This window comes from Algibacter sp. L4_22 (assembly GCF_023473045.1).
In the GTDB taxonomy this organism is placed as follows: domain Bacteria; phylum Bacteroidota; class Bacteroidia; order Flavobacteriales; family Flavobacteriaceae; genus Algibacter.
In genome coordinates this window covers 306,494-329,720 of record NZ_JAMCOK010000004.1, presented here as the reverse complement: position 1 = coordinate 329,720, position 23,227 = coordinate 306,494, and the positions used below count along the sequence as shown (strand labels likewise).

Annotated in this window: 17 protein-coding genes; 5 read left to right on the top strand and 12 right to left on the bottom strand. The window is 31.1% G+C overall.

Annotation, left to right across the window (positions count from 1 at the left end):
- Positions 1-130 precede the first annotated feature (130 nt).
- The 8 genes from M4I23_RS13030 to M4I23_RS12995 form a co-directional block, all read right to left on the bottom strand.
- Positions 131-901, bottom strand: coding sequence for a hypothetical protein (locus M4I23_RS13030; RefSeq protein ID WP_249754705.1), 771 nt, complete (start codon positions 899-901; stop codon positions 131-133).
- Complete coding sequence (locus M4I23_RS13025; RefSeq protein WP_249754704.1) at positions 888-2,426, bottom strand: AAA family ATPase; 1,539 nt, start codon at positions 2,424-2,426, stop codon at positions 888-890. The genes M4I23_RS13030 and M4I23_RS13025 overlap by 14 nt, the downstream gene beginning before the upstream one ends.
- Positions 2,423-3,916: a restriction endonuclease subunit S gene (locus tag M4I23_RS13020; protein WP_249754703.1), complete on the bottom strand. Its 1,494-nt coding sequence runs from the start codon at positions 3,914-3,916 to the stop codon at positions 2,423-2,425. Before M4I23_RS13020 ends, M4I23_RS13025 begins: the two co-directional genes overlap by 4 nt.
- Positions 3,917-5,320, bottom strand: a complete 1,404-nt coding sequence (locus M4I23_RS13015; RefSeq protein ID WP_249754702.1) for an N-6 DNA methylase — start codon at positions 5,318-5,320, stop codon at positions 3,917-3,919. It abuts the gene before it with no gap.
- Positions 5,321-5,331: 11 nt separating this feature from the next.
- Entirely contained in the window at positions 5,332-7,386 is a 2,055-nt protein-coding gene (locus tag M4I23_RS13010) for a DUF262 domain-containing protein (RefSeq protein WP_249754701.1), read from the bottom strand.
- Positions 7,364-8,791 carry a DUF262 domain-containing protein gene (locus tag M4I23_RS13005; RefSeq protein ID WP_249754700.1) on the bottom strand — a complete coding sequence of 476 codons (1,428 nt, stop codon included), beginning with the start codon at positions 8,789-8,791 and terminating at the stop codon, positions 7,364-7,366. The genes M4I23_RS13010 and M4I23_RS13005 overlap by 23 nt, the downstream gene beginning before the upstream one ends.
- Positions 8,791-12,042 carry a type I restriction-modification system endonuclease gene (gene hsdR / locus M4I23_RS13000; RefSeq protein WP_249754699.1) on the bottom strand — a complete coding sequence of 1,084 codons (3,252 nt, stop codon included), beginning with the start codon at positions 12,040-12,042 and terminating at the stop codon, positions 8,791-8,793. The genes M4I23_RS13005 and hsdR overlap by 1 nt, the downstream gene beginning before the upstream one ends.
- 390 nt (positions 12,043-12,432) lie before the next feature.
- Complete coding sequence (locus M4I23_RS12995; protein ID WP_249754698.1) at positions 12,433-13,158, bottom strand: hypothetical protein; 726 nt, start codon at positions 13,156-13,158, stop codon at positions 12,433-12,435.
- Between the two features lie 630 nt (positions 13,159-13,788).
- Here M4I23_RS12995 and M4I23_RS12990 point away from each other — a divergent pair.
- From M4I23_RS12990 to M4I23_RS12975, 4 genes are all read left to right on the top strand, one after another.
- On the top strand, positions 13,789-13,974 hold the full coding sequence (locus M4I23_RS12990) for an IS3 family transposase (protein WP_249754697.1): 186 nt from the start codon (positions 13,789-13,791) through the stop codon (positions 13,972-13,974).
- Positions 13,975-14,028: 54 nt separating this feature from the next.
- On the top strand, positions 14,029-15,531 hold the full coding sequence (locus M4I23_RS12985; protein ID WP_249754696.1) for a NosD domain-containing protein: 1,503 nt from the start codon (positions 14,029-14,031) through the stop codon (positions 15,529-15,531).
- 210 nt (positions 15,532-15,741) lie between these two features.
- Positions 15,742-16,608, top strand: coding sequence for a hypothetical protein (locus tag M4I23_RS12980; RefSeq protein WP_249754695.1), 867 nt, complete (start codon positions 15,742-15,744; stop codon positions 16,606-16,608).
- A 414-nt stretch (positions 16,609-17,022) separates the two neighbouring features.
- A complete protein-coding gene (locus M4I23_RS12975) occupies positions 17,023-17,559 on the top strand; it encodes a hypothetical protein (protein WP_158850615.1) in 537 nt (178 codons plus the stop codon).
- Positions 17,560-17,969: 410 nt separating this feature from the next.
- Here the strand turns inward: M4I23_RS12975 and M4I23_RS12970 are convergent, their stop codons facing one another.
- The 3 genes from M4I23_RS12970 to M4I23_RS12960 form a co-directional block, all read right to left on the bottom strand.
- A complete protein-coding gene (locus tag M4I23_RS12970; protein ID WP_249754694.1) occupies positions 17,970-18,116 on the bottom strand; it encodes a hypothetical protein in 147 nt (48 codons plus the stop codon).
- 799 nt (positions 18,117-18,915) lie between these two features.
- Positions 18,916-19,794, bottom strand: coding sequence for an OmpA family protein (locus tag M4I23_RS12965; RefSeq protein ID WP_249754693.1), 879 nt, complete (start codon positions 19,792-19,794; stop codon positions 18,916-18,918).
- A gap of 185 nt (positions 19,795-19,979) precedes the next feature.
- Entirely contained in the window at positions 19,980-20,483 is a 504-nt protein-coding gene (locus M4I23_RS12960; protein ID WP_249754692.1) for a hypothetical protein, read from the bottom strand.
- A 920-nt stretch (positions 20,484-21,403) separates the two neighbouring features.
- Here M4I23_RS12960 and M4I23_RS12955 point away from each other — a divergent pair.
- Complete coding sequence (locus M4I23_RS12955; RefSeq protein WP_249754691.1) at positions 21,404-22,657, top strand: sodium:proton antiporter; 1,254 nt, start codon at positions 21,404-21,406, stop codon at positions 22,655-22,657.
- A gap of 324 nt (positions 22,658-22,981) precedes the next feature.
- On the opposite strand, the gene M4I23_RS12950 is transcribed toward M4I23_RS12955, so the two are convergent.
- The gene (locus tag M4I23_RS12950) at positions 22,982-23,185 is read right to left on the bottom strand and encodes a Dps family protein (protein ID WP_249754690.1); all 204 of its coding nucleotides are present in this window, start codon (positions 23,183-23,185) and stop codon (positions 22,982-22,984) included.
- Between the last annotated feature and the right edge of the window lie 42 nt (positions 23,186-23,227).

The window sequence follows — 23,227 nt, the reverse complement described above, 5'->3', positions numbered from 1 at the left end:
TGCTATTGCTTCTCCTATTCTGCCAATAATACTATTGTTACCTTGTAATACTTCCTCATCATTGGCTACTTCTAAAAATACTTTAATGTAAAACGAATTGTTATTTCTTCTTCTTTTCTAAAACTGAACATTAAATCAAACCTTGTGATATATTAGACTGCAACATGCCTGAAAAATGTTTATCCCGTTTGATTTTTTTTATTTTTTTTTTATTTTCTTCAATTATATTATTTTCAATAACACCATTATCTAAAGGTAATTTTGAAATCATCAAAGCATTTTTATAAAGCTGAAAGCGGTCTTCTCTTATTGAAGCTAAATCACTTCTAGTATCCAAACTAAGAATATCAATTGTAGCTCTACCTTTTGGATGCAAAGAAATTATGTCAGATTTGTAAAATGATATATAAGTTGCAGGATCTTCATCATAAGGATTAATTAATGATTCATTCTCTAGTTTTAGGTCGCATTTCAAAGTAACTGCCCTATTACCTGAAACAGGAAACAAATTACCTTTATTCCCAGAACTATTACATTCATTACAAGAAAGCAATAAATTTGACCATCTATAAGCTAGCCAATAATAACCAGGTCTATTTAATTGACTTCCTCCAGATTGTTTCCATGCATTTTTAGGTCTATAATGCTCAATTGCACCTTTGTTTATTGGCTTTTCGCAATAACAACATTTTTTTCCTTGACACTTTATTAATTCTTTTTTCCATAAAGTATATGATGGATGTTGAGGGAATGTGTAATTCCCTTGTAAAAACGCAGAACTATCAGCTTTATAAGCTGAAATTATCTCATTTTCTTTGACCCTCCATTTTTGTCTTCCTCTATGCCTTCCTATTTTATATTCGTCATCAGGAGGAAATATATCTCTATCAATCTTTATCATCGATACTCGCTTTACTTATTATTTGTTTTAACAAGTGAAGTGTTTCAAAATCACTTATAGTTTCTCCTGTTGGCAACACTTCGTATTCCTTATCTATTTCTTTTAATTGTTCTATATCATCTGGTGTTACTATTTCTTTATTCAAAATAGCTTCTCTTTTTAACATAAATTCATCTAATGATGTTGGGCGAACGTTTTTTATTTTAAAATATTCACTCTGCAAAACTTGATCTATTCTCCAGTTTTTTATATGATGAGGATTTTGATCTACTACAATTTTGTCATCTATTTTATTAAATAAAAAGGTGTCTGCTTTATCTGATGATTGAACAATTAATGGACTATGTGTAGCAACTAGTATTTGACTATTTTGATTATCTATATTAAAATCATCTAGTAATTCAGGAAAATCTCGCTGCCATTTAGGATTTAAGTGTGTGTCAGGCTCATCAAACAAGAAAAGAGTATCATATTCTCCAGTAAATAAAAGTAATCCTAGAATGGTTAACAATTGTTGCTCTCCTTCACTTAGTTGTGAGTAATTATGTCGTATTCTAGCTCCTTGCTTATTTATTGTAGACTTTATTTCTTCAATTATTCCTATACTATTTGCTGCTTCTAATACATCAAAGAAAGCTATTGGTGTTTCATATTGCTCAATGATTGTCTTTGCTAATACTTCAAAATTTAAATGAATAAAGTCAATATGTTCCTTATCATCTTCATCATATGCAATAGCCTCTGAATGTGCAATATGATTATTAAGCAGTAATTTCACAAAACTATCTACCTTTCCTTTCAGGTTCCATATAGATTCAGAATAATCACCTCCAGATGAATTTAGATATTCTACACCTAAGGATTTGTTTTTATCATAGAAATCAGGATTTATTAAAGAAACTTCTATTTTACTTGTTGTTTCAATTTGAAGAAATTCTTCAAAAACTTGATTTATTAATTTATTATAAGGTTCTAAGTCCTTAAAAATCCAGAGCATTAAAAAAATTAGTTCACCAAAATTTTCATCAGTAAAAAAGAAACGCCCAAGAGGATGACCATCTATGTTCCTTTTTAATTTTGTTTCTCTATTAACCTTATGTCTAGAAAATAAAGTTTTGATCCTTTTGTTCTCTCCAGAATAATAGGCTATTAAAAAATCTGGCAAATACGCATTTTCTCTCTCTTTTTTGAATTGACTAAATGATAAATCTAAAAAATCATTTTCGCCAACTTTCTTAACTTGAATTGACAAGCTTGAGTTTTTAGCTTCAATTTTTATATGATTGCCTTTACATATATACTCAATAGAATAACTAAAAAAACGAGGATGCAAATCCGTAGTTAATTCTCTTTCATTTTCTGTTAAATGCAAATGCTTAAAAATAAACACAACAGCTTCTAAAAAATTAGACTTTCCTAAACCATTTTGCCCAACTAACAGAGTAATCAAAGGACTCTTATTAAAGTCAAAAGTAATATTTTCTATATTATTGTATTTGGAAATCCAAAGCTCTAATATTTTCATATTTTTTTCTTTTTCTTCTTTCTAGGTTTAACAGATTGCTTAGTCATATTCTCTTTCATCTTCTGAATCTCCTCCAACAAAACCTCAGCACTACCATCTGTATCTAACTGCGCCACCAACTCACCTTTAAAAGCTTTGGCTAAAATAGCTTGCGGTAAGCTGTCTATTTTTGCTTTTAGGCTTTGGTATTGCGTTTCTATAGCATCTGCTTTGGTAAATAAATGTTCTACACGTTTTACAATTTCGGTTTGTTCTTCTAATGTACATAGTGGGAACAGGAATTTTTCAATGGAAGCTATACCAATATTAGCTTGTGTAGTCTGAACTACATGCTTACTTATTTCTTGTTTAATAAAAGGTGAAATCGAAACTAAGAATACATATTTAGGATTCATTAGTTTATATAGATTCTTAACGATTGCACATGAATATGAAACTAAAAACTCTCTATCAAAATCAATCAAAATATTTCTTCCAATAGTGCCATATCTAGGAAAAATAATATCACCTTTTTCAGGTTTTATTTTTGAAGATAAAATCATATAATCATCACGAGAAATTTTACGTGAATTTTCAAAATCTAGATTATTCACGTCCTTCATATTTCCTGTTGATAAATATGGAACTCCAACATCTATATTTTTAGGCATTTTATGATCAACATCTCCAATTTTAGCTGTTACATGATTAAATCTTACAAATTTCCAATTTTCGGGTATAATAACACTAAATTCATTTTCCCAATCTTCAACTTCAGGTAAGATTTTAGGTTTTGAGGGTTTTTTTAGTTTAACAGTATTTTCTTTACTTTCTAACTTCCATTTCTCCATTTGTTGAATATAAATTTGCTTTTTATATTCAATAAGGTTTTCTGAATACTCATTCACATCCTCCAACTCCTTCCCAACACGCCATTCCTCAGTCAGTTTACCTGTTACCGCTTGGGTTAATACCGCTTGTCTAAAGTTTTTAAGGATTTGTGGTATGTTGTTTAAACGGGTTTTTAGGCTGTCTAGATGCCCAAATAACTCATCTAACTTCGCAACAATGCGTTGTTGTTCTGCTAGTGGTGGTAATTTTATAGGAATTAACCCTAAGTTTTTTTGATTCAATTTTGGTTGTGCAGAACCAGAAACAAACTCACTAATATCTAGACTATTGAAATAAAAAGTAAATAACTTATTCTGAATAGTATTCCCAGAACTCAATACATGCGCATGATTATTTACCCATATTTTTCCTGCAACTAAAAAGGCCAAAGGTTTAACCCTAGTTAATAAATTCGCTCCATCTTCACCGATTAGTACGAATTCACCATCATGAGTAAAACCGTCTATATTATCAATTTTTCCTGTAGCTCCAAAATATGGAAAATCACCTTTTCTCGATTCTCTTTCCTTTGAAGATATAGGCTTTCTTTGATTATCATAATTAATCAAATATTCAGAAACATTAGTCTCAACCCAATTTTTTGGAAATGTCTTCTCCATTTAGTTTAATGCTTTAATTATTGCATTTAACTCTTTGGTAATGCTAGATAATTCGGCTAAAGCTTCTTTGGCTATTTCTATCGGTTCGCCAATATCTTCGGCTTTGGTAATACTATCGTCTGCTATTAAACCTAAATCTAAAGAGTCGTTCTTTTTAGCAATAGTATCTCTAGAGATACAGCTAAAACGTTCGTCTTTAATTTTGTTGCGGTCTTTGGCCGTGTAGGCTTTTTCGAAATCTGCAAAATAGCTTTCGGTAAAGGGTGTACGTTTTCCAAAGTTGGGCATATTAGTACGCATATCGTAAAACCACACGTTTTTGGTATTGGCTTTATCTATGGTGCCACGCTCAAAGAATAACACGTTGGTTTTTACACCTGCGGCGTAAAAAATGCCTGTTGGCAAACGCAAAATGGTGTGCAGGTTGCATTTTTCCATGAGGTCTTTACGTACGTTTTGTCCGTCGCCATCTTCAAACAATACATTATCTGGTAATACTACGGCAGCTCTTGCTCCTCCTCTTGTATGCAAGCTTCTATAAATACCTTGTAAAAAGTTGAGTTGCTTGTTACTTGTTGGATAGACTAAATCGGTTCTGGTTGGTCGGTCGCCTCCTTTTTTGGTTCCAAAAGGCGGGTTTGCCAGCACTAAGTCCATGTTTTTTATGCTTTCACCATAACTACTTAAAGAATCGCCTAAAGCAATGTTTCCGCCCATACCGTGTAAAAAGGCATTCATCATAGCTAAACGGTGGGTATCTCCTACCAACTCGCAACCCGAATATTGCTCGGTTTGCAAGTGGTTGTTTTCGGCATCGCCAAGGCTGTAAATATCGTTATGCTTTAAAATATAATGGTGAGCGGCAATCATAAATCCATAGGTACCACAGGCAGGGTCGTTAAGGCATTCGCCTACTTTAGGTTCCATTAAACGCACCATGACATTAATTAATGGTCTTGGTGTAAAGTATTGTCCTGCACCCGATTTCTTTTCGCTGGCGTTTTTTTCTAGCAAGCCTTCGTACATTTCGCCTAGACCTTCGTCTTTGGCTTCAAACCAATCGAGCTCATCAATGTGTTTTATAATTTTACGTAGGTTGGCTGGTTCTTGTATACTGGTTTGTGCGTTGTTGTATATTTTCTGGATGTTGCCTGTGCTTTCCGTTCCTAATTTTAATAATAATTTGCGGTAAAAGGTGGCGAGTTCTACACCTTCTTTTTGTTTTAGGTCTTCCCAACGGTAGCCTTCTGGTAACTTATCGTTATAGTCGGTTTCTTCTGCCATTTTAAGGAACAGAATAAAGGTGAGTTCATTTAGATATTGGTGGTAAGTGATACCATCGTCACGTAATACGTTACAGAGGTTCCAGAGTTTGTTTACTATTTCTTGGGTGGATAATGCCATTTATATGTTTTCTAATTGTTAAGGTAGTTTGAAAATTGTTCAATCATCATTACTCTATGAGCGTCCATATTTTGATAATTCCAATTATTTTTTTCAAAGATTATATCTGATTTAAGCGAATCTAATCTTTTTTTCTTTATAAATTCTGTTCTTTTTACTGCGTACATCTTGTTACTATACTCTGAGTTCATGCTAGAGGTTAGCAATACTAAATTTCCAAAATCATCAAGCTTTTGTTTTTTCACTTCTTCCGAATCGGAAACGTTATAAATCAAGTCGGAATCATGTGGGTTTTGTGTTTGAGGGCAAATATGCTCTACCGAATTTTTGGCAGTCATTCTATAGTTTTCCCAGAGTTTCTTTACATCTTCTGTTTTATATGCAATAAGCTCTTTTCGGTTCATCCATAAAATAAAATCAAGTTTGTAAAACCAATAACTAGCAAACTTTGTCCCATCTTTTAAATTTAAAACAGCTGTAACAAAATCTACGTTACCACTCATCTCTGTTTCATCTTTGGTTAACATACTAAAACTTAATTCTTTTAGTTTTGCAGTTCTTTCATTACAAAACATGGCGTTATCAAGCTGCTTTAAATACTTAAAAAGTATCGTTTCATCTACATCATCTTCTAACATTTTATTTAAAAATGGCGTTAACCAATACTGTGTAATTAATTCTTGAGAGTGATAAAGCATACTTTGTAATAAAGCAAATTTTTCATTTGCATCTGGGCTTACTCTCCTTATAGAAATTGTTTCTTTATATTTTGATTTATATAATTTTTTAATCAAATGAGTTTCTTCGTGATTGCTGTCTGGATTGGTAACCCACTTAATAACATATTTGTCAAAACGAACTCTAACCTGCCATAATAGTTTGAAAAAATCAGCAATTACATATTCATTATTTAGATTTTCATTTTTAAAAGCATCTTCAAAAATTTTAATCAGGTTTTTTTCTTTTACTTCTGCACTCAATAAAGCCTTTAGATCATTAGATTTTTTAAATTGAAAAATACGTAAAGTATGTAGTAAAAGCATTGGGAACGTTATTATACTTCTTACTTGTTCTGAACTATATTGCGTTTTATCGTCATTAGAATCATCCTTGGATGTTAAAAATTGATCATCATTTATGATATTTAAAAGGTTTATAGAATCAACTTTTTTTTCAAATGTTTTTAATTTAGGTAAAATATCAATTGGTATTTCTTCATACTTGTCTTCATTCTCAGCAACTTTATCTGGAAACAATTCTCCCCATGTAAAATTAGCAGTGTCTTTTAAACTTTTTTCTACATATTCATCCATTACAGAGCATGCATCCCAAATCATTGCAAATTTTTCTCTATCAGGATCGTTTTGTAATTGATGAAGTAATCTAGACTTTAAAATTTCGTGTTGTTGTAATTGTACACCTCTATTATTCATGGCCTCAAACACTTTATTTTCATCAGTATTTATTGGCATTTCTGTAGCAATTAAGCGAATATTTTTAAAGATATATTCTGACAATCTATCTAAATTTATATCCTCTATTTCTTTACTATCGTTGTTAAAATAGGTTTCGATTGTTTTTTCAGCAGAAGAAATAGCTTTTAATTCCTCATTTTCAGAATTAGTAAGTATAAATTTATGTTTAGAAAAATACTTATTTGCAAAATCTCTTACAGAAAAATGTAATCGGCAATCAAAATTGTTAGTTGTATTATTTTCATTGCTATTTCCATTTGTATAAGTAAATTGCTCTAAACCTCCTCTGTTTAAAAATTTACTAAGCAACCACAATGTAGTAAACCTTTGTTGACCGTCTATTAAATCAAATTGCTTTTTGTTGTTTTTTATAACAACAATACCACCTAAGAAAAAAGGTTTCGTAGGGTCCGTTAGAAATGCATTTTTAATATCGCCTAATAAAGTATTTATTTGTTCCTCTCCCCAAACATATAGCCTTTGATACAAAGGAATATTAAACCTTAAATTATTAGAAACTACTTTGCTTAAAGTAATTTCTTCAGACTTAATATCAATAAGTTGCTCGTTACTTTCTAATAAGTCTATCATTTATCCAGTCTCTTTTATTTAACATGGTTTCTGTTTCTTTTTTGTAATACCACTTTACTGAATTGTAATAATTACCTCTTACACCTGAGAAATTTTCATTAGCATTATTCTGATATAAATTATTATCGGTAATACTAATTAAAAAATCAAACACTTCTTGTGGCTCATAACTCATATCAATTACATCTAATAAATTTTGTGATTGATCTCTTAATATTTTTATTATGGTTTGAGCAACAATGGCTTTTTGTCCTAAACGGATACTTCCTAAAAAATAATCTAAATACAAAGCAAAGTCATATAGTTTTTCTCCTTTAAATTGGTCATAAAAAGAAATAGAACAGAGTTTAAAAAACCCTTTAAGATAATTATTGATATTGGAGTAAATTGTTTCGTAAAAATAAATAAATTCATTATCTGCCTTTTCTACAAACAAATGGTTATACAATGCGGTATATTTTTCTGCATATAAGAAAAAGCCAATCCCTTTTTGTATGGGTTGTCTTAATGTAAATGGATAATCCTTCTCTTTTGTATTTAACCATAAAGAATTAGTTTGTAAATTCACACCTTTTTGCTCATCAAACACTAGGTTTGAAGCGAGTGTATTAAAAGCATTTGGGTACAATTTAACCTCTTTTACATAACTTTTTTTACTGTTTTTCTGAAACGTATTTAAAATAGCTATTTTTGACTCATATTCTAGCCATTTTCCTTTCCAATTTCTATTTCTCCATAAATAATTATCAAACAAATACTCTAGAAACTTCCCTTTGTTATTTGAATCCCATTTCCTTGCAAAAACAGCTTGAAGATCTTCACTATATTTCAATTCTCTTAAATGGTACGATTTTAAAAAATCAATAGCACTTAAAGGCACACCACGATTATTTTGGCTATCGAAAAAAGTAAATGCTTCATCTTCTGAAGGTGTTATAATAATTGTAAAAACTAATTTCTTTACAAGATCCTCAAAAAAATTCTTTATGAAACCATTATAAGAAACTAAATAGTCGTAGTTTTTCTTAATATTTTTATGTGAAATATTAGACTTATAATTTAAATTAAAAATGTCTTCTGAATAACCAGGAACACCAAATGCTTTTAGCATTAAAACTAAAGTAGTTATTCTTTGTTGTCCATCTATTATTTGATATTCATTATCTTTTTTATACAATAGAACAGAACCTAAATAATAACTATCTGTATTATCTTGAAAAATATTATCAGTAAAAAAATGATTTTTTAAATCGTTAAATAATTGGTCTATTTTTTCTTTATCCCACACATAAGGTCTTTGGTAGTCTGGTATTGTAATATTGTTTTTCCTTTTGAAAAAAGAATGAATATTAACTGTACCAACTAATGTAATGTCTTGTTCAACGTCTTTTAATACTCTCTCCATTACGCGTACAGATAATCATTTAGTTCATTAATAATTTGAGCTGTTTCATTTTTAAAGACTTTATCTAAGCGTTTTAATCCGCCATCGACGCTAAAAGGTGGTTTATTTAAATCTTCTAAAGTAATAATGGATTCTTTTTGAAGTTGTGCTTCCATTTTATCCAACCACTTTAATTGAATTTGATTCCAATTATGGGATGTTTTAAGTTTTGAAACTGCATTAGCGATACGTTCTTGGTGACTCACCAAGTCTTCTCCTAAAGCAGAGGTGCGTATGTGAGCAATAATATCTGCAACAATTTCTGTATTAGTAACTTCTTTATATGCCGTGTTTAGATTGTTTTTATTAAAACCCTGAGTATCTAGTATTAATCGTAACTCTTTTAATTCGGTACGTGTTAAACTACTCGGCTTTGTGCAAACAATGTTTAAAGCCGCAATTTCGTTTCTGTTATTATTTATAAATTCGGTAAAGGATTCTAAATAATCTTTAGGTTTTAAGTTTTTCTCGTAAGCACGAGACACCTCTTCTACATTATCTTCATGATCGCTGTATAATGTACCGTAATTTGAAGACTGTCCTTTTTCCCTGTCTAAAAACTCCCATAAATGACCGTAATCTTCTATAGTTTGGTTTACTTGCTCAATATCTATGGTTTTTAGTTTTTTGGCAAAATCTCTTACTGTGGATTCACCAGATAGTATTTCGAATTGTTCTTTTTGCTTTTCGTTAAACCCTGATATTTTACGCTGAATTTTGGCGATAATACGGTCTAATTTTACTTCTTTAATATAGTTATCTTCAATAATGGCAAGCTCTTCTACCAAATTAGCAAAGCTTTTGGTTACTAAAGGAGCAACAGGTTTCATGACTTGTTCTTTAGCCATGATTTCGGTAACACCAACACAATCGTAAATTTTAAAGACTTCTTTACCAATCTCGTCACAACGTCTGGTGGCGCGCCCAATCATTTGATCGTATAAAATACGTGAGTTTACCCGACGTAAAAATACCAGATTAGAAATACTGGGTACATCGATACCTGTAGTTAATAAATCTACAGTAACTACAATACTTGGATATTGATCGTTTTTGAATTTACGTAGCAAATCTTCTCTGTTATAAACTTCGCCTGTTATCTTAACAATAGCATCTTGATCGGCTTCTTCTCCTAATTCGTCAAACTCTTCATACAGCAATCTTACTATAGTATCTGCATGCGCATTGGTTGCTGCAAAAATTAGAGTTTTCCCTTTATTATCAGGTAATATTCCATAAGTTGAAATCAGCTCGTTTAAAATAACACGGTTAAAATTTTCCGTAATCACCTTGCGATTAAAACCTGTAATTTCCACCTTAATTTCGTCTTCGGTAACTCCTAGATCTTTAATTTCATTGGCTTCGGGATCATAAACTTTGACTTCATCACCTTTTTTCCAAACAATACCAGCTTTAGATAATGTAGTTTGAAACACATAAGGTGGTTCAAAATCTATTAAATAGCCTTCTATAACCGCTTGTCGATAAGAATACATAAAGACTGGATCTCCAAATATATCTTTGGTATGCAATGCAGGTGTTGCTGTTAAACCAATGCGATAGGCATCAAAGTAGTCTAATACCATACGGTATTTACTCTGAAAGTCGAGTTGGTCACGAAGAATTACTTCTTCTTCGTCCATTTCCTTATCTAACGTATAACCTCTATGCGCTTCGTCAACGACTATACAATCATAATCTCCAACACTAGGCGAATCATCGGAATATGCAATACGCTGCACCATGCCTTGTACGGTTGCAAAATGGATTTTAGTATCCAATTCTGATACTTTATCTTCTAAATCTTGTAAATCATAAATTTGAGCAAAGGTTTGTAAACTTTCAATATGTACTTCCTTGAAAGCATCGGACGCCTGTTTACCGAGCATACGTCTATCCACTAAGAACAAGATTCGTCTAAAACGCCCAGACTTAATTAAGCGATAACACATACCAATCATGGTACGTGTTTTACCTGTACCCGTAGCCATAGCTAATAAAGCACGTCTGTCTTCTATATTGGTAAGTATTTTTTGTTCTACGGCTTTAATCGCTACAACTTGATACGTTCTTAAACCTAAACCACTTGGGTCTGATAATAAATCGTAATCTGTTTTTTGAAGTTTTTCTACACCTTCGTTTTCATCATAATTTAACTTTTCAATTAAATCTCTAGGTGAAAACCAGTCTGGCAATGGTCTTGCTAAATTTTTCTGATCTCTTCCATCCCAAAACCAAATTCCAGAAGCTGTTTTAAATTGCTCCAAATATGGTCTTCCGTTAGTAGAAAACATAAAAGGCACATTGTAAGATGAATTATTTGAATGTTTAGGAAATGTAATATTATGATCATGAGTTACAAGCTCACTATATGTTTTAGCCTGCCCTAAATCGCTCATTACATTTTTAATATGCTTTTTAGCTTCGACAATACCAATAAGTTCTAAACCGTTAAATAAAGCGTAATCTGCCCATTTGGTTCCGCACCTCCATTCGGCAATAGCCATTTGTCTTCCCTTTTGAGGAAGTGTTTTCTTGGATTTATAATTTAAACTTGGTGTATCACATTCCCAACCCGCATCTCTTAATTGCTTGTCAATGCGGTCTCGTGTTTCTGCTTCGGTCTCTTCTGTTTTTTTTACTTTTGCAAAAGCTCGCTCTTTACGTTGTTGTTTTGCTTCTTCAGAAATTTGAGTTTGCTCTTTTATTTTCTGCTTATAACTATCTACTTCTTGCTTTAGAAGTTCCAACTCTTGTTCAAGTTCTTCTGCTCTAGAGTCTTCTAAAATAAACCAAGACTCTTGTGGTGTTGCATAATCTACAGAAACCTCCTCGTTTTCATAAACCTCAATAAACCATTTGGTTAAATAAAAGGCTTGCCTTAACATATACCTAGCCTCCGCCTGTGTACCTTCTCCTGAATGTGATGCTTTATTACCCGATTTTCTGATACTATGAAAAATAGAAATGATTTCGGAGGGCGTATCTGAATTATTAGCTAAAACAGCCAATCTACTCATTTGCTTATTATCGTAAGGCTCTTCTAATTGTTCAAAATCAATTAAAATACTAGCTAACTTTTCTGTGAGAATTCTAAGTTTTGCTAGTGTTGTACTCGGGTCTGAATAAGAATTACGTTCAGCTAGAATTGCTAAATGCATTAACCCTGGATATCCTTTTTCTAAAAAACTAAAATTTGTATTTATTTTCATTTAAAATACTAGAAATAGTTAATGAAAATCATGAAAGACTCAAATTACCATTCGACCTCTTTATAGATGCTCATTCTATTGATTATTTAAAATATAACGCTATCAATTTTAATTATTAAGGGAGACTCTAAATATAGCAACTTTATTAAAAACATAGGCTCTTCTGGTAAAAAAACAATTGTTTTTCGTACACTTAAAATAATGATATTCTTATCATAAAAAATAACAGCCTAACTACTAAGCAATTAACAAAACATATCAAAAAAGAATAAATTCACTCAAATATCAACCCAACACAAAACGACTAGCTACTAAGCGAATAATGAGACTTAATATGAACTCCTAAAAGTATGTTTTTTGACAATTAACTTTTGTTAACTTTCTTATCATCTAATCTTCATCAAAAAAATACTCATGAATATCAATAACATCCCCTCTTCCCATTTGAACCAAATCTTTTGTTTCCTTTAAAAATATACCTAAAGACCTTTCGTTATAGACCAATTTCATTTCGGAAGAATAATCGGTGACTACATACATATCCCCTTCTAACTTAAAAAATGGTACGATAAGTTTACTCTTAACTTTAATCCCTTTATTCACAACTTTACCTGACATTAACGTCTCTCTAAGTGAGGCTTCGTTCTTTTCTTCTGAAGATACTTTTACATATGCAATCATCATTCTCATCCATTCAGCTGTATCAACGAGATACCATTTTATTTTTTCGAAATCTATACCGCTTTGATTAATCCAACCATGACTAGTAAACCCGAATAAAACTTGCTTTTTACCGTCTAAAACAGGATCCATACTAGGGTTAAATTCTTGTATTTTATATGTTATAACCGATGTTGCAGACATATCTTTTAACTTTTTACCGTTAAAAGAAAGTGTTTTTAAAGAAAAACTCTCTAATTCTGGATTATTAGCTAGAACCCATTGAGTTGCCGTTAATTCTGCCTGTTCCTTCATCTGTTCTACAGCAGCTATCCCTGCTCCAATTGCCAAGAGTCCACCTGCAACAGCGGCTACGGCTGCTCCATCTTTTTGAGCAGTTACTTGTTTGGGAATTAAAAATGTGATAACAATACCAAGTAATAATAGTTTTTTCATAATAAATTTGATTTCGGTTAGAGAAAGTGCTTAAATAAAACTTAAGCACGTTTTTATTTAATGATTTCTCAAACTTAGAATTTTTATAGAAGGAAACTTTACGGGAAACCGTAAAACAGGAAATAATTGGAAAACTTTGATAAATAAGTTCCTTTTACTTTCTGAAATATTATATCGAATCTTAGTGGATTTATATTTATTTACAATCTATTCGAATCGTTGGTAAATTGGCGTCGAACCGTTGGTAAATTGGTGTTGAATCGTTGATGGACTATTCGAATCGTTGGTAAATTGGTGTCGAACCGTTGATGAACTATTCGAATCGTTGGTAAATGGATGTCGAATCGTTGATGGACTATTCGAATCGTTGGTAAATGGGTGTCGAATCGTTGATGATCTATTCGAACCGTTGGTAAATTAGTGTTGAACCGTTGATGAACTATTAGAATCGTTGGTAAATAGGTGTCGAACCGTTGATGAATCATTCGAATCGTTGGTAAATGGGTGTCGAACCGTTGATGAACTATTCGAATCGTTGGTAAATTGGTATCGAACCGTTGATGATCTATTCGAATCGTTGATGAACTATTTGTTTTGTACTGACATATGGCAACATAATTATAAACAGTTATGTATAAAAATGACAAAGTAACCAAACGTTACTTAAAAGATGAATTCTTTCTCGATCAAACGTTTGTTAACGTAGATCACGCCAAAAAAGCTGCAAAAAATGCAATTAAATTGTACAACCAAATAAGATTACATTTACCTTTAGACTATAAAACACCAAATATGGTATATCAATTATCAGCGTAAAATCAATTTTAACCTTTAGCCATATTTCAGGACAAGACATAAAACCCCAACAAAATGAATTTACCTAAACTCCTTTTCCTTTTAATAATAATGTCAAGTTACAACTTGAAAGCTACTAACTACTATGTATCAAATTCTGGCCTAAACTCAAATACAGGATTAAGTCAAAGTGATGCTTTTTTAACTATTCAACATGCTGCAGATCTTGTTATTGCAGGAGATACCGTTTTTGTAGAAAATGGAATTTACGTAGGTTTTGACTTAAGAAATGTAAGTGGCACAGCAGCAAATCCTATTGTTTTTATGGGAACCGGAAACAGTGTATTAATAAATCAAAGTGGTGCAATAAGAAACGATGGTATTAACATTGAGAATGCTAACTATATAATAATCGATAGCTTTATTGTTAACGATATGCTAGTAAATGGTAATGGAATACGAGTGGTAGTCTCTAATAATTGTATTGTTAGAAATTGTGCTTGCGACAATAATGCAGAACGAGGAATTTTTACAGCATTTACAGACGATATTCTAATTGAATACAATGTTTGTACTAACTCAATCGATGAACACGGAATTTATGTCTCTAATAGTTCAGACAGACCTATAGTTAGGTATAATGAGTGCTATGGTAATAATAATGTTGGAATCCATTTAAATGGAGATTCATCTGCAGGAGGAGATGGAATAATTAGTGATGCCTTAATCTACGGCAACAATATTCATGATAATAATGGAGCTGCTGGAATAAATATGGATGGACTCCAAAATCCTACAGTCTATAATAACCTTATATACAATAATCATTCCGCTCAAGGAATTTCACTTTTTCAACAAGATGGAGCCATTGTAACTAATGGTGCCAAAATATATAATAATACCATTATTGTGCCTTCTGATGGTAGATGGGGAATACTAGTTCAAAACGGAGCTAATATTAATACTGAAATCTATAATAACATCATCATTAATCAGCATGCTTGGAGAGGCTGTATTGCTATAAATGATACTGATATGTTTACAAGCGATAACAATATATTGAACGATAAAATGAGTAATAATGGAGATGGTTCTACTATTAGTTTAGCCGCATGGCAAGCATTAGGGTTTGACACAAACTCTCTATTGGCTAACGCCATGAATTCCATATTTGTTAACCCAACATTAAATGATTTTAATTTGGTAACAGAATCTCAGGCTATTGATGCTGGCACCAACCTTGTAAGTACAATAGTTACGTATGATATAAATGGAAATACAAGACCTACAGGAATAAATTATGATATAGGAGCTTATGAATTTGACAGTACTCTTTCTACAGATAACAATGCAACTATATTCAAAGGTATTGCCGTTTATCCTAATCCAACTAGTGGCATAATAAACACGAAAATTAAAAACTTAAATAATATTATTTTATATGATATAACAGGTCGTTTTATTAAAATGATTGAACCAAAATCAATGATTGATTTAACTGAATTACCAAATGGCATTTATCTATTAAAATTTATATCAAATGAAAGAGAGTTTATAACAAAAGTTATAAAGGAGTAATACATTGGGTAACACCGCATATAATTAATGACTTGTGTAACCACTTACGAAAATCCTATCTATTTTCTATTCGGTTTACATTCGCGAAAATAGGTGCTTAAAACACGTAACAAACCATATACATAAGGGTTAGGCAACATTAAAAACGACAACGCTGTACTCAAGAACTTAACGCAACAAATCTAAATTAATAGACAAACCAAAAGAATTATGAAAAAGTTAAAAATACTATTATTCGGTCTATTAATTCTAAATGTATCTTGTTCCTCTATAACCAATAAACAAAACAAAGGAAATGTGGTTCCCGAAAATTTTGAATATGAAACGAAATTTACGACATTCAAATCAGTTATGATTATACCATTTGAAATAAATGGAGTTACCAAAAATTTTATTTTTGATACAGGTGCTGATTATTCCATTATTCAAAGAGATTCGATGATTGGTAAAACTAACAATTATGGAGGAGCCTCTAAACGTAAAATGAGATTAGGTAGTGAGATTGTATTATCGATAAAAATTAATAATATAGATTTTACTAATACGTTCGCTCTAAATGGAGATATGAAAGGTCTTAAAGAGCAAATCCCCAATTTTGGAGGAATAATTGGACAGTCAATTATAAAAAAAGCCAATTGGCTTATTGATTACCCTAACAGAACGATAAAATTATCTAACAAAAATATAGTGGACAAAAATTATGAAACCATTAAAAGAAAAATAGAAAAAGGTTCTCCTTATACATACATTACAATCAATAAAACTGAATATAAAGTAATGGTAGATTTTGGTTCATCACAAGATTTTAATATTCCTAAGGAATCTAAACTCGCTAAAAAATTATTAATACAACATAATTTTTCTGACAATGAAAGAGAGAGATATACTCTTGGTGGTCTTCAAAAACTAAAGGAAAAAGTTGGAATATTGCCTATAATCAAATTAGGGAATATAAAGTTTGAAAATGTCAAAACAACCATAAATTCAGCAAAGGAAGCAAAAATCGAAATTGGATTTTTCAAAGATGCTAAAATCTATATAGACAACATAAATGACAACTATAAAATTAAAAAATAGAGCAGATAGTAAAGCTTACAACACCGTTTATAATTAATTGCTTTGGCAAGTGCTTATTTGGAAAATTCCTTCGGAATTTTCTCGCGTTCGTTTTTGTTTACTTAATTAGTTGCTTAAACACGCAACTAACCATACACAAAACCGTTGGCAAATATAAATAAGGCTTAGTGTAAAGGATGTCCCTTATCATACATTAAGTACTGATAAATATTTTACTTAAAACTTTAACCCTAAAGTAGCTTGTTATTTTCTACCACATCCTAGTATACCTTTGTCGGACCATGTAGTATTTTGATTAGTAACCCAACGTATATTATTTGTAACTTCGCTTACCCAAACGAATTGAAATGCACTTAATTATTTCTAAGCGGTGCAGTACGAGTTTGAGATAAATGATAATTTGAAATTTAAATAATGGCAATAATATACTGTACCCAAAAATTTGAAACTGTAGTTGGTAAATCACGTATAGTTAAATCGGATAAATCTTCTCCTCTTGGTAATTGGAACGCTAATGTGTTTATGGTTAGCAGGAAAAATTGTGTAATACTAATGAATGATGTTTCTTATTATTCTGTGATTTTAATTGATTTTAAAAAAATTGATTTAATGAATTTCCATGAAGTATTTGCTGAGCGCTTTTTTAAGCAATTGGAAAATGATGAGATAAGCTTTCCATCTAAATTTACAGACAAAATCACGAAAGAGTTACAGCCTGTTTTTTTAACTACCAATAATAATAGAAAGGTATTGGGCGCTATACAAGATGCCACCCTTGATATGAAGAGATATATTACCGAAGACTATAGTGACAATATTGATTATATAGACGTTGACGAATTGAATTCCAATATTAATGAAAAGATTATAAGCGTTCTTGGTAAAAAGAAACGTGGTTATGGGTATCCTAATGATGCAATACAGGAGTTGTTGAATAAGTTTTGTGCGTAGCAGATTGGTATTGAGTTTTAAATCTCGTTTATAAAAAAGTAATAGCGCTCAATTCTATTATTTCGATCCTGCTTGGTTGTGTTTTGCTGTAAAGAAGGAAATAGTATATAGTCAATAAATTTAATTAAAAAATAAAACATTTGCCAACAATGTATAAAAATAATTACTCGATTTTGGGCTTAACCAAAGGTAGTTGCAAGTTTATTACGTCTGATTTTCCTGCGGAAAATCCTCGCACGTAATGAACTGCCCCCCAAAAGTTAGACACTATTTGAGGGTATTATTATGGGAAGAAAACTCAATTTTAGATTCTGAAAAACTTGAAGATTAAAATGTTATTAAAAAATAAACATAAAACTTCCCGCCGAACTAAATCAGCATTTTTTTATAAACGATTAGAAAGTTCTCGTTTAGATGAACATAAACAAATCTTCATCATCAAAAGTTGATGCTGTAATTAAAGTTCTTGGTTCATTTTTTTTACTCTTTTTAGAATTTAATAATCTTCCAAAATTAAGTTTCTCTAATCGTTTTTTTAATTCTTTTAATGTTTTCATGGCGCAAATCTTTTTCTTGTTATAAATATACGGTGCATGCACTATATTTAGATTTAAAAAAACCTAAAAACCAAAGAGTTATCATTTTTTTAACAATTATATATTATATAATTTACATTACCTATCCTTGTAAATATAATGGATATATTAAATAGAATAATTAGTAAAACTCAATAGCATAAAATCGATTTATTATTCTTTTTAGAGTATAGCTTCAAAATCAAATTTTAGACAAAAAATATGTGAAAAAACTTGCAAGTTTCAATCTTAAAATCTAAATTTATTTTTTATTATTTCACTTATTTAGTGAACACAAAACCGAACACGTTTTGGAACACGATTTAAAATATAGTAGTTTTTAAATAATTGACTATCAGTTATTTAAAATTTTATGATTTTCTTATTTGTAAATTCATAACTCGGAGGTCATGGGATCGTGCCCCATTCTCGCTACAAGTAAACAAAGGGAAAGCCAAGAATTTTATTCTTGGCTTTTTTTATTTTGCTAAAACATTTGGCACTTTTTTCGCCCATTAATACAATTAGCACCAATTTATATCGAATTCTATTAAATAGATATAACGATTATATTAATTCCTTAGAATAACAAAAATCACCAGGTAAACCGCCAGTATCCAAAACAAATTCTTGACTCGTCCCCTTCCTTCAAGTACCTCTGCCCTATTAAAACACTTTGGATAGTCATTGTTTAAGCAGCAGAAGACGACCGACCAGTTTATATTTTATTATTGTTATTTCCCAAAATTAAGATAGAGTTCCTATTAGTTTTTAAAATGATTTAATCTACAGAGGCTGTTTCTGGTGGAGTTAACAAATTAAAAAACTGATCTAGCTTTGGAAGAATAATAATCTCAGTTCTACGATTGGATGCTCTACCTTCTGAAGTTTCATTTGTTGCTTTAGGCACATATTCTGAACGTCCACCAGCTGTCATTCGTCCCGGTTGCACATTAAAATTAGTTTGCATCAAACGCACTATTGCTGTGGCTCTCTTGGTACTTAAATCCCAATTATCTTCTATACAATCTGTATGCATAGGAACTGTATCTGTATGTCCTTCAACAAGAATATCCAACTCTTTGTGATCGTTCACTATCTTTGCTATTTTTCCTATTACCGCTTGCGCAGATTCATTAATACTATAACTTCCAGATCTAAAAAGCATTCGGTCTGATAAGGAAACATATACAACTCCTTTCTTTACCTCAATGCTTATATCTTCATCATCGAAATCATCTAAGGATCGTTTCAAATTCATCACTAATGCCAGATTGAGAGAATCTTTTCGTTGCATAGAACCTGTTAAATCTTTAATATAAGTGTTTTGCTCGTTTAAAGCCTCCAAAGACTTCTTAATACTCTCTGCACCAAACTTGCTTACTATAGAAAGGTCTGAAAGTCTATCTAACAGATTGGTGTTCGTGCTTTTAAAATAATCCCCCTGCTTTTCTAGAGCCTTCGATTTATTTTTCTCATTGGCTAGATTATTTTCTAGCACTAGGAGCTCGTTGGAAGTAGTTTTAAGTTCGTTGGAAGCGGTTCTAAGTTCCCCTTCGCATAGGTCTGCTCTGTTTTGAAGTTCTGTATATTTTTTTTGACTTACGCAAGATGTTAATAACGTAAATATTAAAATATTAATAAGTGTTATAATTTTCATTTTTTATGCTTTATAGTTCATACAATGTTATACAATCATTTGGTGTTTATTATGATAAAGAAATAGTTAAAAAGCTTATATACTTTTTAGAATAGAATCAAAAAGTAATGAGATTAGATTCCTATAAATAGGTTTTTGAAAACGGAAATCCCTTAATCTAGACTCTATACTCGTAAAATTCAATATTAGAATTCATTAAATTCCGTAACAAAAAAGTTATTGGCATCTTTATTGTTCACGAAGTATACACCTTTACCCAAAATATACTCCATATTTTTTTTGTCTACATCTACAGTAAACCCTCTTTTTGTAGGTTCAAATTTAAAGCTGTCACTTGGAGATTTTATATATCTTAAAACAATGTAACTGTCATAATCACCATCGGCATACTTATCAATATAAATTAATTTAGTAACATGCTCTGGGGTGTAAATTGCAGTTTCATCTATCTTTCCTTTATCCTCCTCAGCAAATCTTATTTTAGATTTTTTAGTTTCATATACTGTCATTTTATAAGGAATGGTCATTCCATCCATGGTTTCTATATTCACGGTATAGTTAGTAGTGGTTTCTGTTTTTTGTTCTTCTTGTGCATTTATATTGGTTACTGTTAAAAACAGCAACATCATTACCACAATTTTTATTGTTTTCATAAATGCTACAAAACTTAGTCTAAATATTTTTTTCATCTTCTTGTTTTTTTTAATTATTTGCTTTGATATTTTATTTATAACTCTCCATTTATCTTTTAAAGCATTATTTTTTATGGGAATAAAAGTTATTAACGTCTGTCTCCTGCAAGTGTAGGCAATATGACTATTAATGCTAATACTAAAAAACAAATGAATTAAACCGTCTTTACTATAAGCGAAAAGATCTACAAACCAACTCATTACTGGTACGAATGCAACTTTAATAGGACAAAACTCTCACAGAGTTTACATTTACTAATTAATTAGATTCAGATTATAGTTTAATTTTGACAAAATATTTACTGCCAATACTTAAAGGTTTAATTCTTAATTTAATAACAAAGGAACTTATATAAGTCAATGTTACCCATGACCTAGATCAGTCATCTTTTAATAACGCAGGTCTTTTTGTTTTGATTCTACTACATATTTGCCATAATGGTTTAGCTTGGTAACTTTTCTTATCTTTTGTACTCTAGATTAATCATAAGTGTGACTAAGTCTTCTTTACTTTTTCTAACCTTCATTAGATTTACTAATCAGCCTTTTTCTAAGTCTCTATACCCTATCACGAACAGGTAAAATAATGCGTGTTTCATAATATTAATTTTTTTTATGATTGTTGGGCAAAGTAACGCCTATATTATTGCAGGCAAGCTGACCCAGGTCATCTTAAATAATTGGATGGTACTTCATCTTTGTAGTATCGAATTTCTATAGTTATTTTATTATGTACGGATGAAAAAACAGATTGGAATATTTATGAAAATTCACAAAAGCGGGTTTTAAAGTTGAACCTTTCTGTTTTAATTTCATTAGATTAAAGTTGCTTTATAAAACCTCTCTTACTATCTATACTAATTAAGAGAAATTTCGTAGCTGAAATTCAAATAAAATATTGCAAAAAATAAATGATTATGGATTACTTCTTAATCGCTACTATCTTAGTACTCTTATCGGCTATTCTTGGATATATCAATGTACGCTTCTTTAAACTACCCAATACCATAGGTTTAATGCTAATTACAATCCTATTTACTTTAGCTGTATTTGTACTTAGTTATTTAGATGAAACCTTGCTAGATGTTGAAAAATATATTATTACCCAAATAGATTTCAAAATATTATTGCTAGACGTCATGTTAAGTTTTCTTCTTTTTGCGGGAGCACTCCACACCAATTTTAAGGAGCTCAAAATTCAACGCTGGCCTATTTTTACATTTTCAACATTAGGTGTTTTGACATCAACTTTTTTAGTTGGCACTTTTATGTTTTTTGTGCTTAATATGTTTCATATTGATGTAATTTATATTAATTGTCTGTTATTTGGGGCACTCATTTCTCCAACGGATCCAATTGCGGTATTGGGAATTCTTAAGAAGGCAGGTGTTCCTAAGAAACTAGAAACAAAAATCGTTGGAGAATCATTATTTAACGATGGCGTGGCTGTTATCGTATTTATTACGCTATTTCAAATCAATTCTTTGGGAGTGGAAACAGTTGAAGCTTCTGATATTTTGGAGCTGTTTGGAAGAGAAATTATTGGAGGTATTCTTTTAGGGTTGGTTTTAGGATGGCTTGCATATCAATTAATGAAAAAAATTGATGATTATCAAATTGAAGTCATTATTACACTTGCAGTAGTAATGGTTGGTACGGTAATAGCTCAAAAATTTGATTTTTCAACGCCATTAACAATGGTAACGGCAGGACTTCTTGTTGGTGATGACCGTGTAAGAAAAAGTACAATGTCTGAACAAACCGAAAATTATGTGGATAAGTTTTGGGAATTGATTGATATGCTTTTAAATACCATTCTTTTTGTATTGATAGGTATGGAAATACTTGTACTTGCTTATGATATCAGTTATATGTTCGCTGGATTGTTAGCAATTCCCATTATTTTGATAAGCAGGTTCCTTTCCCTATTGCTCCCAATAAACTTTTTTAAGAAGAAACTGAATTTTGACCCAAACACGAATTTAGTAATGACTTGGGGTGGACTGCGAGGCGGTATATCTATTGCATTGGCTTTGAGCTTAACGGAATCGATGAATAGAGAACTATTTCTATTTATTACTTATGGTGTCGTGGTATTTTCAATACTAGTGCAAGGGCTTACCATGGAAAGTCTAGTTAAAAAACTTTCCAAAACCAAAACTAATCCTTGATTGGATACCCTTCGAGTACTTCTACTCTCTTAAAACACCAATAGACACTGTTTTTTTTTAGACTCGGCAGTTGGCTTAGGTCATTGCAAAAAAAATTGCCCTAAACCATTTTGTCGGTTTAGGGCAATTTTCTAAAAGAAGTCTATTTATTATTTAATTTAAATGTGAGCGCAACATCCAAGCGGTTTTCTCATGCTGTTCCATCAACCCGGTAATATAATCACCGATGCCCTCAGCTTTCCATTTGTCTGCTATAGGCTGTATTTCTTCCCGAATAAAAACAATAATGCTTTCGTGATCTTCCAATAATTCGACAAATATACCTTAGCTATCATTTTTACCTTTTGTTTTTTCAGTAAGATGAGTCAATTGGGAATAGTCTTTTAAAGTTGCGGGTACATAATGCCCTATTGCCCGTATTTTTTCTGCTACGGTATCAACAACTTTTTGTTGCTCTTCATACAATGTTTCAAGGTAAAGATGTGCCGCATGAAAACCGGAACCTTCAATGTTCCAATGAAAATTCAAGGTTTTTCAATAGAGTACAAATTCATCTGCGATTGCCCATCT

Bases quoted from the DNA above. Each gene is read 5' to 3' on its own strand.
- M4I23_RS13030 (WP_249754705.1), bottom strand. From the start codon at position 901: ATGATAAAGATTGATAGAGATATATTTCCTCCTGATGACGAATATAAA.
- M4I23_RS13025 (WP_249754704.1), bottom strand. From the start codon at position 2,426: ATGAAAATATTAGAGCTTTGGATTTCCAAATACAATAATATAGAAAAT.
- M4I23_RS13020 (WP_249754703.1), bottom strand. From the start codon at position 3,916: ATGGAGAAGACATTTCCAAAAAATTGGGTTGAGACTAATGTTTCTGAA.
- M4I23_RS13015 (WP_249754702.1), bottom strand. From the start codon at position 5,320: ATGGCATTATCCACCCAAGAAATAGTAAACAAACTCTGGAACCTCTGT.
- M4I23_RS13010 (WP_249754701.1), bottom strand. From the start codon at position 7,386: ATGATAGACTTATTAGAAAGTAACGAGCAACTTATTGATATTAAGTCT.
- M4I23_RS13005 (WP_249754700.1), bottom strand. From the start codon at position 8,791: ATGGAGAGAGTATTAAAAGACGTTGAACAAGACATTACATTAGTTGGT.
- hsdR (WP_249754699.1), bottom strand. From the start codon at position 12,042: ATGAAAATAAATACAAATTTTAGTTTTTTAGAAAAAGGATATCCAGGG.
- M4I23_RS12995 (WP_249754698.1), bottom strand. From the start codon at position 13,158: ATGAAAAAACTATTATTACTTGGTATTGTTATCACATTTTTAATTCCC.
- M4I23_RS12990 (WP_249754697.1), top strand. From the start codon at position 13,789: ATGTATAAAAATGACAAAGTAACCAAACGTTACTTAAAAGATGAATTC.
- M4I23_RS12985 (WP_249754696.1), top strand. From the start codon at position 14,029: ATGAATTTACCTAAACTCCTTTTCCTTTTAATAATAATGTCAAGTTAC.
- M4I23_RS12980 (WP_249754695.1), top strand. From the start codon at position 15,742: ATGAAAAAGTTAAAAATACTATTATTCGGTCTATTAATTCTAAATGTA.
- M4I23_RS12975 (WP_158850615.1), top strand. From the start codon at position 17,023: ATGGCAATAATATACTGTACCCAAAAATTTGAAACTGTAGTTGGTAAA.
- M4I23_RS12970 (WP_249754694.1), bottom strand. From the start codon at position 18,116: ATGAAAACATTAAAAGAATTAAAAAAACGATTAGAGAAACTTAATTTT.
- M4I23_RS12965 (WP_249754693.1), bottom strand. From the start codon at position 19,794: ATGAAAATTATAACACTTATTAATATTTTAATATTTACGTTATTAACA.
- M4I23_RS12960 (WP_249754692.1), bottom strand. From the start codon at position 20,483: ATGAAAAAAATATTTAGACTAAGTTTTGTAGCATTTATGAAAACAATA.
- M4I23_RS12955 (WP_249754691.1), top strand. From the start codon at position 21,404: ATGGATTACTTCTTAATCGCTACTATCTTAGTACTCTTATCGGCTATT.